Origin of the sequence: Amycolatopsis sp. NPDC051371, assembly GCF_040682155.1 — a bacterium.
GTDB lineage: Bacteria > Actinomycetota > Actinomycetes > Mycobacteriales > Pseudonocardiaceae > Amycolatopsis.
Window position 1 is genome coordinate 1 of the sequence record NZ_JBFBAG010000023.1, and the last position, 11709, is coordinate 11709.

The 11709-nt window shown below is 65.9% G+C and carries 8 protein-coding genes; 3 read left to right on the plus strand and 5 right to left on the minus strand.

Annotation, left to right across the window (positions count from 1 at the left end; genetic code table 11):
- Nucleotides 1-92: 92 nt before the first annotated feature.
- The 3 genes from AB0M59_RS26590 to AB0M59_RS26600 form a co-directional block, all read right to left on the minus strand.
- The gene (locus AB0M59_RS26590; protein WP_364619861.1) at nt 93-3146 is read right to left on the minus strand and encodes a glycoside hydrolase family 2 TIM barrel-domain containing protein; all 3054 of its coding nucleotides are present in this window, start codon (nt 3144-3146) and stop codon (nt 93-95) included.
- Nucleotides 3147-3913: 767 nt separating this feature from the next.
- Nucleotides 3914-4201 (minus strand): DUF3850 domain-containing protein, encoded by a 288-nt coding sequence (locus AB0M59_RS26595; RefSeq protein WP_364619864.1) that lies wholly within the window; start codon nt 4199-4201, stop codon nt 3914-3916.
- Entirely contained in the window at nt 4198-6360 is a 2163-nt protein-coding gene (locus AB0M59_RS26600; protein ID WP_364619867.1) for an FAD-dependent oxidoreductase, read from the minus strand. The genes AB0M59_RS26595 and AB0M59_RS26600 overlap by 4 nt, the downstream gene beginning before the upstream one ends.
- Nucleotides 6361-6928: 568 nt before the next feature.
- Between AB0M59_RS26600 and AB0M59_RS26605 the strand changes: the two genes are divergently transcribed.
- Nucleotides 6929-7726 (plus strand): enoyl-CoA hydratase-related protein, encoded by a 798-nt coding sequence (locus AB0M59_RS26605; RefSeq protein ID WP_364619870.1) that lies wholly within the window; start codon nt 6929-6931, stop codon nt 7724-7726.
- 94 nt (nt 7727-7820) lie between these two features.
- The gene (locus tag AB0M59_RS26610) at nt 7821-7997 is read left to right on the plus strand and encodes a hypothetical protein (protein ID WP_364619873.1); all 177 of its coding nucleotides are present in this window, start codon (nt 7821-7823) and stop codon (nt 7995-7997) included.
- A gap of 4 nt (nt 7998-8001) precedes the next feature.
- Here AB0M59_RS26610 and AB0M59_RS26615 read toward each other — a convergent pair whose 3' ends face one another.
- Both AB0M59_RS26615 and AB0M59_RS26620 read right to left on the minus strand, forming a co-directional pair.
- Nucleotides 8002-8253, minus strand: coding sequence for a hypothetical protein (locus AB0M59_RS26615; protein ID WP_364619875.1), 252 nt, complete (start codon nt 8251-8253; stop codon nt 8002-8004).
- Between the two features lie 58 nt (nt 8254-8311).
- Nucleotides 8312-10972, minus strand: coding sequence for a lectin (locus AB0M59_RS26620; protein ID WP_364619878.1), 2661 nt, complete (start codon nt 10970-10972; stop codon nt 8312-8314).
- Nucleotides 10973-11162: 190 nt separating this feature from the next.
- Between AB0M59_RS26620 and AB0M59_RS26625 the strand changes: the two genes are divergently transcribed.
- Nucleotides 11163-11690, plus strand: a complete 528-nt coding sequence (locus AB0M59_RS26625; protein ID WP_364619881.1) for a dihydrofolate reductase family protein — start codon at nt 11163-11165, stop codon at nt 11688-11690.
- The last annotated feature ends 19 nt before the right edge of the window (nt 11691-11709 follow it).

Here is an 11709-nt window from a genome sequence, read left to right on the forward strand (position 1 = left end):
TTCTACACCCAACCCGCCCCCGTTGCGGCGGGTGGGGGGGTTTTTTCTTATAAAACACTTCAATCTAACACTGTTTCTCACTCACGACCGCGTCAGCGGGCGGACAGGGCGCTGATCCGGAGGAAACCCCGGCTCGTCATCGTGATCCGCACTTCCGTGGTGGTGACCGGCTCGAACGAGAACGTCGTCGGCTCGTTCGACCCGGTCCCCCACGCGATCTTCAAGCCGCGCACCGGTTCGAAGCCGCGAGCCGTCCGGTAGGCGACTTCGACCGTCGACGGCAGTACCAGCGTCGCGTCCACGACGAAGTTCGCCGTGAGCGTGCCGAAGCGCTGCGCCCTCGGCCAGACCAGGGAAACCCAGTCCGCCGGCCGCGGCCGGCTCACCGCGGGCAGCGCCGCGGTCGCCTGCTTGACGTAGAAGTTCGACCAGCCGGTGGCCGGGTCGCCGTCCAGCATCGCCGCGGGCAGCGTGTCCGGGGCACCCGAATAACTCGCGTCCGCCGCGAGGACGACCGGCGCTTCCGGCCGCTCCCCGGCTCGCGCGCCGGGGCCGTTGCGCTGCCCGAGGTTCGTCCCCGGCAGCGTGGTCTTCCCCGGTGTCAAGTCCGGCGCGCTCGCCGTGACGGTGATCGGGCCCCGGCCGCCGGTCGCGGCGATGACGGCGACGGCCTGGCCGTGGAACGCGGGGATCGTCGGCTGCTGGTAGCTCTGCGCGAGCTCCTGCCGGCCGTTGTCCACCCCGGCGATCCGCCCCGGCCCGCGGACGGCGAACCGCAGCACCGGCTCGACACCCGGCACCGGAAAACCGTGCGCGTCCACGACCGACGCCGTCACGAACGCCATCGCGCCGTCGCCCCGCGGCTCGGCGGTCAGCGTGACCGCGCGCGGCGGCCCGGCCGTGACGAGCCGGTCGCGGGCGACCTCGCGGCCGCCGGACCGCGCGATCGCGGTCAGCGTGCCGGGCTCGAACGGCACGGTCCACGTCAGGTGCAGCCTGCCGGTGCCGCCGTTCGGGCTGGTGTAGCTGCCGGAGGGGTCGTTCTTGTCGTCGCCCACCGGTTCACTCGTCTCGAGGTACGGCCGTCCGTCCACAGTGGTCTTGCGGTCGAACTTCTTCACCCCGAGCGACCGTCCGTTGAGGACCAGTTCGACGGTGTCCACAGTGGAGTAGACCCACACCGCGACCGGCTCGCCGGGACGGTGGGTCGTCCAGTCCATCGGCGTCAAGTGCACCATCGGCGCGGTCGTCCACTGACTGCGGAAGAGGTGGAAGGCGTCCTTGGGCAGGCCCGCGCTGTCGACCGCGCCGAAGAACGACGTCTTGACCGGGAAGACGTCGTACGGCGTCGGCTCGCCCAGGTAGTCCTGGCCGGCCCAGAGGAACTGGCCCTGGCAGAACTTCCGGTCGCGGTCCTTCTTCAGCGAGTACTCGCCGCTGAACGTCCAGGAGGCCAGGTTGTTGTCGTAGGACGAAGTCGCGCGCTTGCCCGGCGTGTGGTTCTCCCCCGTGTTGAGCAGGTCCGGGTCCTGGTAGGCCCCGCGCGTCGAGGTCTCCGACGACGACTCGGACTCGAAGAAGAACTTGTCCGGGTAGGCCGCGTGCAGCCCGTCGATCGACTGGGCGGTGTTGTAGTTGACGCCGAGGCCGTCGAGCTGCCGCAGGATCAGATCCTGGGGCGAGCCGGGCGCGGGCACGCTGCGGTAGCGGTCCGAGCCCATGATGACGGGCCGGGTGGGGTCGATCCCGCGGACCACCGCGATCAGCCCCGCCGCGATCTCCGGGCCGCCGGCCATCGACGCGTCCGGTACCTCGTTGCCGATCGACCAGAGCACGACCGCCGGCGAGTTCTTGGCCGCGTGGACCATTTCGGCGATGTCGCGCGCGCTCCACGCGTCGAAGTCGCGGTGGTAGTCGAACTCGACCTTCCCGGTCCGCCAGCAGTCGAACGCCTCGACCATCAGCAGGATCCCGAGCCGTTCGCAGACGGCCACCAGCTCCGGGGCGGGCGGGTTGTGCGCGGTCCGCACGGCGTTGACGCCCATCGCGAGCATCAGCCGCAGCTGCCGCTCCAGCGCGGCGGGGTCGATCACGGCGCCGAGCGCGCCCTGGCTCGCGTGCAGGTTGACCCCGCGTAGCTTCATCGGCACGCCGTTGAGCGAAAACCCGTGGTCCGGGTGGAACTCGGTGTACCGGAAGCCGAAGTCCGCCGTGGTCGTGTCGAGCACGCGCCCGGCCACGACGACGTCGGTGCGCACGCGGTACAGCCGGGGCTCGTCGACCGACCACAGCCGCGGATCGGCGACGTTCTGCGTGGTGACCGCCGTGACGGTCTTGCCGGCGGCCACCGGCACGGTCGCCGAGCCCTTCGCCACCACGCGGCCCGCCGGGTCGGTGACGGTGGTACGCACCTCGGCCGCCAGTGCGCCGGGGGAGTCGTTCACGACGTCCGTGGCCACCTTGACCGTGCCGCGGCCGGCGGCGATGCCGGGAGTGGTGACGAAGGTGCCGTGCCGGGCGACGTGCACCGGCTCGGTGACGACGAGCCGGACCTTGCGGTAGATCCCGCTGCCGGAGTACCAGCGGCTGCTGGGCAGCGGGTTCGTCGCCTGGACCGCGAGGACGTTCGGGGTCCGGCCGTCGGTGTGCAGGCGGCCGGTGAGGTCGAAGGCGAAGCCGGTGTAGGCGTACGGGTGGTTGCCGAGCAGCTCGCCGTTGAGGTGGACGTGCGCGTCGGAGTAGACGCCGTCGAACTCGACCCAGACGTGTTTGCCGGCGAGCGACGGCGGCAGGGTGAACGTCTTGCGGTACCAGCCGAGGCCGCCGCGGAAGAAGCCGGAGGAGCTGACGGTGCCGTCGGCGGTCGGCGGGAGCTCGATGCTCCAGTCGTGGGGGACGTCGACGACCTGCCAGCCCGAGTCGTCGTAGGCCGGGCTCGCGGCGCCGGCGAAGCGGCCGTCCGGGTCGGTGACGCCGTCGGGGTTCGCGAGGACGAACCGCCAGCCGTCGGTCAGGTCGGTGCTCCGGCCGCCGAGGGCGAGGTCAGGCCGCGTTTCGGCGGCCCGGGCGACCGGCGCGAGAGCCGAGGTCACGACGGCGGCGCCGAGGCCGCCCAGCACTTGACGTCTGCTCGGGGTGTGCGGCATCGGCGGAGTCCCTTCCGGCGGCGGCGCGGGCGGAAAGCACTATCGCACAAGGGTTTCGCCAGATCCAAAGGGTTCGATAATTTCGAACTCCCGGTTCCGCTTGTGTCGACCATTCGACGCAGGTTGCACTGACCTGCCGGGCGTGGCCGTCGCACCTTCGATGACTAGGGCCTGCGCGGTCAAACCCCACGCCGAGCCGCTACCCGGGTCTTGTTGCTCACATCCTACGGTCGGCAGCTAGCCAGACAGCTAATGAGGCACCGAGCCTGCTATCAACGATCCCGCCGTCGAGCTTACCGCTCGGCGTTGCTCACCCGAGTTCCACCGGTGGCCTGTTCGAGGCAGTCGACACCAACGGCCTCCGCGCTGACCACACCGTCCGAGTTCGATCTCAAGCTGCCAAATTCGGAGATTGAGTGTACATCCTTCACAAGCCGCATCGATATGCACAGAGAGTTACCGTCGGTCTTCCCGGTTAGACCCACCCAGCACTCATAGTGCAAGGAGTGAAGATCGTCCACCAACCGGACGCGAATTATTTCTTCAGCATAGAATTGATGACCTTTTCGAGCAGACTGCGCAGAGTCGAAAGTAGCGATAAATCCATTCCCAGTTCGTCCGATCAAGCCGAAGCAGATTCTCCTGCAGCCTACACTCCTCATCGAAAAGGGGCCCGCGGATCATAAATTAATTACAGCAGCAACAAGTGCCCTCGAAGCAGTCACTCTTGCACGCAAAGTGTTTAGAAGAGTTCTCACTCACGATCATCAATTAACTTCAGTCCGCGATATCAATTTGATACTAAGAATGCAGAAATCTGGATCCAATGCCGATTCAGACACAGCACATGGTGTATCTTTGGATGTAATAGAAGAAACCTCCACCAAGCATGTTGAGCCCGTATATATCTTGCATTCCGGCTCATACTCGCGCAAAATAAGCTGATCACCCACATTAAAGTAACGATCATTACGCCGGAGTTCATGCATCCTGCATCCATCAACAATCGGCCGAAAGAAACTTGGCCAACTCTTTAGCTCATGAACGACGTTCATTGCACTTCCACTCTTGCGAAATCCGAGTAATCAAAATTAAGATAAGGGGCCGACCTGACACGCACTACCTCGTCCGCCCTAATCTCCAAGCCGACCAACTCGGCAGGATCCGTTGGCAACTCCAGGGTCCTAGCACTTTGTTCGCCGAGCCAAAAATCGTTATTTGCAAGATTGCCCGCACTTGTTGAAGACAGGTCTCGCAGAGTGCATATAAACTCGCGAGTCATCGAAATCAGGTTCGCCATGCGATCCAAATCATTGAAGAATTCGGGTTCATCACTGTCCATATAAAGAACACCGACTACCTTTTCACGAAGGCGACCTTTGATCACGTCGTCGCCAAAACTAATCAGAGGCAATGCGGCGACAGCACCAACCCTGCTTGACATCGCGCGCGATGCATAATTCAAATCAAGCGCCGCCATTGCCTCCTGAAACTCCCCCGAACCGGCGTTTACCTGCGAACACACTAGTTTTCTGGTGACAAACGCAGCGCCGATCGTTCCTGCATTAGCAGGGAAGGTGCGGCCAGCCGATCCGCCCGGCTCATCATCCAGCCGAACCCCCTGATATTCGCAGCACTGCTGGAGCACCGCCTCCGCGCCAAGCAAAAGCGTACGATGTACCGTCACACGGAGGCGCTTATCCTCGGCGTGAAACTGCCGCAGATTTCCAGCTAGCGCAGCACAAAAAGCTGTTACGATCGCTTGGGTCGGACCAGGAAGATACTCTTTGCGCCAACGCGCGCGCACGTTATCATCGCGCTCTTCACGCTGAGAAGCGCCGGGGACATCAAAGTATCCACCCGTCCACTTAGGTTGGTCACCCTGTCTAATTGATCGATTGTCTGCAATTGCGGATTCAACAAGAGGGTGTAGATCCTTGGCCAGGGCTGTTTTAAGTGTCAAACTAGGACTTGGTCCATGGCGTCGGATAATTCGTGCCGCAGGAACGTCGTGCTCAGCGGCGAGCGTTTCGATATCCTCACTCGACGGATGAAACCCACCTGCCTTATACAGCAAGAACGCAAGTAAACGGTTTTGAAATGAAACTCGATTTCGTTCAAACAGGTCCGCGAAACGCGAAGGTCTGACGTGCAGTATAACTCGGGTATCTCGCCTGAGTCGACTTGCAAGATCTTTTGTCACAGCATCCGTTAAATAGTTCAAATCTTGACTTGGATCCCACAAATCATTTAGCATCTGAAATACATTCTCGACGTCTCGATCCGCACGACGCGCAATACTCCGAAGACGTTCGAGAAGTGGCGAACGCCCTTCAAACAGTTCCGCGAGAATACGGTCTTGCCGAAACTGCGCGATTCGCAACCTGAATAGGTCAATCATGGCTCCATCGCCAGCACCGGAAACGATGTATGTCATCGTTGCTTGTCCAAGGTGAGGCTGAGCCAGCTCTTCATTTCTCCAGTAGGAAGTCTGCCCTGACTCCAAGCCGAACCCGACCGCCATAAGGACCATGTCAAACTGCTCGAAGGCGCCACCGGGCGACTCATCGCGCAGCGGCACCGAGGGATCTGCAACCTGCCGCGGTTCACCAACCCATTCTATATGGAGGAAGTTGTCCGACGAAGGAAGACCAGTAACCTGCAGATGGCGAGTGTTGCAGTAGAACCGCAGGGAGCGGCCATTTGCATGACCATTCCGCGACTCGACTAGAGATTTCCATTCGCGCAGCACCTGCACCACCACGTCTGAAGCGCGACTCGCCGTCCAGTTCAACACTGGCAATGCGGCACTAAAAGACTCACTGCCAGCCGATGGCCAATCATAGATATGCGGGTGCACCCAGCGAGAATCACTTCCCTGCTGCAGAGGAAGCGCAGTGTCACGGCGCTCAAAAATAGTCAGATCGGCGTTAACATCTTTCTTAAGCAAAGCCGCCGCTGCTGTAAGACCAGCAAACCCTCCGCCAACGATGGCAATACGAAGTCTCGGCACTTTTTCGTCGGTACTCGCGCTCCCCGAGTGCACAAGCGCCCAGACGAGGTTAAGGGCTCGCGTCTGCTGACTCAAAACCGTAACACCCTTGTCAAGCGTGCCGATCACGAAGATCGGCTGAGCAGCAAGTTGATAGTCGCGCAGCAGATCTCTCGCCGCCTGCTCATCAGGCGAAGCCGGCTCACCACGTCTCACGCTCATGACACAAGGGTAGACCGGATGGCCGAAAAGATCAGCTCGAAGCACAGTTAAGCCGATGCGCTCGCCGCGCACAGCTCGGATGGGTTACGGCGAGGGCGACCTGTCGGTCGATTTGCCACTCCCGCAACTATCTCATGGTCTGCGACTCGCGGACAGTCGGCGGCACCTGGTGGAAATCGTCATGGAACACATCCTGCTGTCGAAGGTGCGACGGCCTGCCAGCTACTGCTACTGAGCCATCGCCACTACGAGTGAAGCTCAGGGACTTCGCAGTTAGCGTCATCGAACCTTCCCGTTACACGCTGATTACGCTCCGCAACAGATCGACGCTTCGGCATAGGTCCGCCAGCAGCGGACGCGGGGACACCCGAACCAGTACCAGTTCCGAGAATAAAGTCACGAGCCGAGAGGTCATGATGCAGGTGTCAACACCGCACAGTTCCTGCGCTAGCAGGGCGAGGTCAATCGAGCACGCCAAGTCCGCTACATGGTCCCTAATCACGGTTGCGACCTCGCCAGATACCCAAGCGACCGCTTAGTATGGGCAGCGACCCCCGAGGAGGCAGCCATGTCCACTGTGGACGGAGTCCGGTACGCGGCGGACGGCCCGGTCGCCACGCTGACGTTCGACAAACCGGACCGCAGCAACGCGATGGACGTGCCGATGCAGGCCCGCTACGGCGGGCTCCTGCGGGAGGCGGACGCGGAGCCGTCGATCCGGGCGGTGGTCGTCACGGGGGCGGGCAGGGCGTTCTGCCCCGGCGCCGACCTGGGACTTCTGGACGACATCGCGGCCGCTCCCCCGGCGTCCGGAGGCGGGCACGAGAACTTCCGCGACGTCCTGGCGGCGTCCTCGGTGGGGGTGCCGGTGGTGGCCGCGATCAACGGCGGCTGCGCGGGGCTGGGGTTCGTGATCGCGTGCTCGGCGGACGTCCGCTTCGCCGCGGCGGGCGCGAAGTTCACCACGGCGTTCTCCCGCCGCGGGCTGATCGCGGAGTACGGCATCGCGAAGCTGCTGCCCTCGCTGGTGGGCGAGGGCCGCGCCCGGGACCTGCTGCTGTCGGGCCGGACGTTCACGGCGGAGCAGGCGCTGGGCTACGGGCTGGTCCAGGAGGTGGTCCCGGCGGAGGAACTGCCGTTGCGCGCGCACGCGTACGCGACCGAGCTGGCGACGTACAGCGCCCCTCGGTCGATGGCGGTGATGAAGGCGCAGTTCACGCGGGAGGCGCTGCTGCCCCTGGAGGAGGCGGCCCGCGAGGCGACGGCGTTGATGATCGAGTCGTTCGGGCGCCCTGAGCTGGCCGAGGGGCTGACCAGCTGGAACGAGCGCCGCGAGCCGAAGTTCCCGTCTCATCCGGCGGGCTGAGTTCGCCGGTTCGCTTCGCGCCGCGGGCCACCGACGACGGGGCGCGCGACGCGTTCTTGAAGGCCCTCGACAGCGGCTTGGGACGGATCGACCGGTGAGCTCGATCTTCGACCGGATCCACGACCTCGCCGGCAAGGTCGGAAAGGGCAGCTCCACCGACCTCGACGATCGGGCCCGCGCCTGCCGGACCACCGCGCACCCCGATCAACACCTGACCGTCCACAAGGGTACGGACGATCCGCCGATGCTGAGCTACGACTGGCAGAAGTGACGTCTCAGTAGCCGGTCAGCGGCTTGAACTCCCACGCGCCGTCATCGTCCCGGTCCTCCCGGCGCGCTGGAGCGGCGCGTTCGGTGAGGCCGTCGAACACCCCGGCGACGTCGATCAGCGCGGCGACCTCGTCGGCGACGTGCTGGCCGTGCCGGGATTCGATGTCTTCCAGCCCTTCGCGCAGGGCCGTGGTCGCGGCGCTCCTGGCCTGGCCCTGCAGGGCGCGGGCCAGCTCCTCCGAGGTCGGGTCGCTCATGGCCTCAGCCTAGAGGGCCCGGCCCGCCCGGCGCGCACACCGGGCGGGCCGGCCCGCCCTAGCCGTGGGTCCACTTCTGGGCCGCGCTCTGGTTGCAGTCGTAGATCTGCAGCTGGGTCCCGTCCGTCGTCGTGCTGCCCGGGTCGTCCAGGCACCGGCCCGACTGCGGGTTCACCAGCGACCCGCCCGCGCCCGCCTGCCACGTCTGGGCGCCGGAGGAGTTGCACTGCCACAGCTGGACCTTCGTGCCGTTCGCCGTGCCGCTGTTGCTCACGTCCAGGCAGCCGCCCTGGGCCTGGAACGTCCCGTCAGGTCCGGCGAACCACTTCTGGGCCCCGCTCGAGTTGCACGTGTACAGCTGCACGTGCGTCCCGTTCGCCGTCCCGCTGGTGGCCACGTCCGCGCACTTGCCCGCGACGCCCGACGTCAGCGGGCCCAGGTGCGGCAGCGTCCCGGAGTAGGACGGCGGCGGGTTCGAAGCCGCCCACGCCGTGTTCGCCGACGTGCCCAAGGTGAAGGCGAGCGTCCCGCCCGACGTGATCGCCGACGTCGGGACGTACGCGTTGTTCCACGCCGCGCCGTTCCAGGAAGCGCTCTGGACGTACGGCGCGTTGTCCGCCGCCGCCGGGGCGTTCACCGTCAGCGTGGTGCCGCTCGGTAGCGTCACGACAGCCTGCGTGAACAGCGGGCTGCCCAGCGCGAGGTCCGCCGTCCCCGGTGTCATCGGGTAGAAGCCCAGCGCGGAAAACACGTACCACGCGCTCATCGCGCCGAGGTCGTCGTTGCCGGCCAGCCCGCCCGGCGCGTCCGTCCAGATCTGGTCCTGGACCTGCCGGACGACCTTCTGCGTCTTGTACGGCTGCCCGACGTAGTCGTACTCCCACGGCAGCTCCAGGCTCGGCTCGTTGCCGAGGTCGGCCTGCGACCCGCCGCTGCCGTGGAACCCGGCCAGCACGCTGTCGAGGTAGCTGATGAGCGACGCGTTGCCGCCGCGCGCCGCGGCGAGGCCCGCCACGTTGAACGGCACCATGCCGGTGTACTGCCACGACGTGCCCTCGACGAAGTTCGACCCGCTCGCCGGGTTGAAGCCGCCGGTCCAGCCGCCGCCCGCGTCCCTCGGCTGCATGAAGCCGCTGGAGGCGTTGAACGTGTTCTTCCAGTTCTGCGCGCGGCCCGCGTAGAAGGCCTGGTTCGCGGTGTCGCCCAACGCCCCGGCGAACGCCGAGAGTGCGAAGTCCGCCGTGTCGTACTCGAGCTGCGTCGAGACCGGGCCGTAGAAGTTGCAGCACTGGTAGGTGCCGTTGGCCGGCAGGTAGCCCGGCGCGTTCGTCGCGTTGAGCCCCGGCCGGACGTTGTTGAGCACGCTCGCTTCCTTCAGCATCGCCTGCAACGCCGCCGATGTGTCGAAGTTGCGCGCCCCGAAGGCGTAGTAGCTCGCGAGGATCGCCGTGCCGGGATCGCCGACCATCACGTACGTCTCGCCGTTGTTCTGCGACCACTTCGGCAGCCCGCCGCCCTGGGCGTAGTCGGCGATCATCGACTGCGCGATGTCGCTCGTCTGCGATGGCGCCAGCAGCGCCGAGAGCTGCGCCTGCGTGCGGTAGATGTCCCAGCCGGAGAAGTTCGCGTAGTGCGCCGAGTGTCCACTCGCGACGGTGTGCACCTGGTTGTCGAACCCGATGTACTGGCCGTTGCGGTCGGAGAACACGTTGGGGTGCAACAGCGAGTGGTACAGCGCGGTGTAGAAGACGCGCTGCTGCGCCGCGGTGCCGCCGGCCACCTGGATCCGGCCGAGCAGGGAGTTCCAGCTGTCGTGCGCGGCCTGCTTGGTCGCGCCGAAGTCGAACGCCGGGATGTCGGCCGCGCGGTTGGCGACCGCGTTGGCCACCGAGACGTAGGAGATGCCGACCTTGGCCTGCACGGTGGGGTTCGAGGTCGTGTCGAACCGGACGTACGCGCTGCCCGGGCCGGCCGCCGGCGCCGCCGCGGCCGCCGAAGCCGCCGCGCCGTGCAGCTTGCCCGGCGACGCCTTCGGGGTCACCGCGGTGGCCGCGGCCGTGCCGCTGGAGCTGAACGGGCGGTCGAAGACGACGTCGAAGTAGAGCGTGTAGGTGAACCCGGCGCCGCAGAAGTGCCCGGACGTGACCGAACCGGACACCTCGGTCGGGCTGACCACCGTCCACGTCTGGTTCGACGTGCCGTTCTGGCTGCCGTTGAGCTTGAACTGCAGGTTCGCCTGCGACGTCGAGGGGAACGTGAACCGGCCGATCCCGGACCGCAGCGCCGCGGTCAGCTCGGTCGTGACGCCGTTGCCGAGGCCGACGGAGTAGGCGCCCGGGCTCGCGGATTCGTTGCTGTGGCTGAAGGACACGCTCGCGCCGGTGTTCACCGCGCCGACCGTCGGCAGGATCGGGACGTCGCCGTCGGCGCCGCAGCCCGGGCCGGACAGGTGCGTCAGGCTGAACCCGGTGATGGACGAGTCCTTGTACTCGTACCCGCCGCCGTCGGGACGGCTGGGCGTGTCGGGACTCCACTGCACCATCCCGAACGGGACGTCGGCGCCGGGGAAGTCGTCGGCGGCGTTGGAGGTGCCGATGAAGGGGTTGACCAGCGACGCGGGGTCGGTGACCAGCTGCGCCGCGGATGCGGGTACGGGGATCAAGCCGGCTATCGCCAGGACTGTCGCGGCGGAAAGCCGCGTGAGGGTACGCAAGACCATGTCACTTGTCCTTCGCCGTTGAGCACAAGTTCAGCCGATGCGTTTCGGAACGGTCCTCGCGGGCTGACACCGTTGTCAACGGTCCGTGGTGATCCTGTCGCGTTCCGGACACGGCCGGGTGAGGCCGATGACTTTTCCGGCCGCCGCCGTCAGTACTGAAGTCCGCGAAACCGGCTCAAGGAGACACACCATGGCGAAACTGCTCTACGGCTTCAGCTGCTCGATCGACGGCTTCGTCGCCGGCCCCGGCGGCGACATGTCCTGGCTGACCCCGTACCTGGGCCCGGACCCGCTGGTCGACGAGCTGATCCCGGAGATCGGCGCGCTGCTCGTCGGCCGCCGGACGTACGGCGGCGACGACCCGCACCGCGGCACCGAGGGCGAGGGCAAGGCCTTCGGCGGCGGCTGGGAGGGGCCGCAGTTCGTGCTCACCCACCGCCCGGCGGCCCCCGCGCCCGGCGTCACGTTCGTCGACAACCTTGTCGGCGCGGTCGCGGCGGCGAAGAAGGCGGCCGGCGAGAAGTACGTCAACGTCCTGGGCGCCGACGTCGCCCGGCAATGCCTGGAAGCCGGTGTCCTCGACGAGATCCTCGCGCTGCCCGTGCCGGTGCTGCTCGGGGACGGGGTCCGGATGTTCGACCGGCCCGGCGGCAAGCCCGTCGGGCTGGAAGTCATCAGGCCGAACTGGTACCGGGTCGTGAGTGAGAAACAGGGTTAGAACACTGTTTCTCACTCAC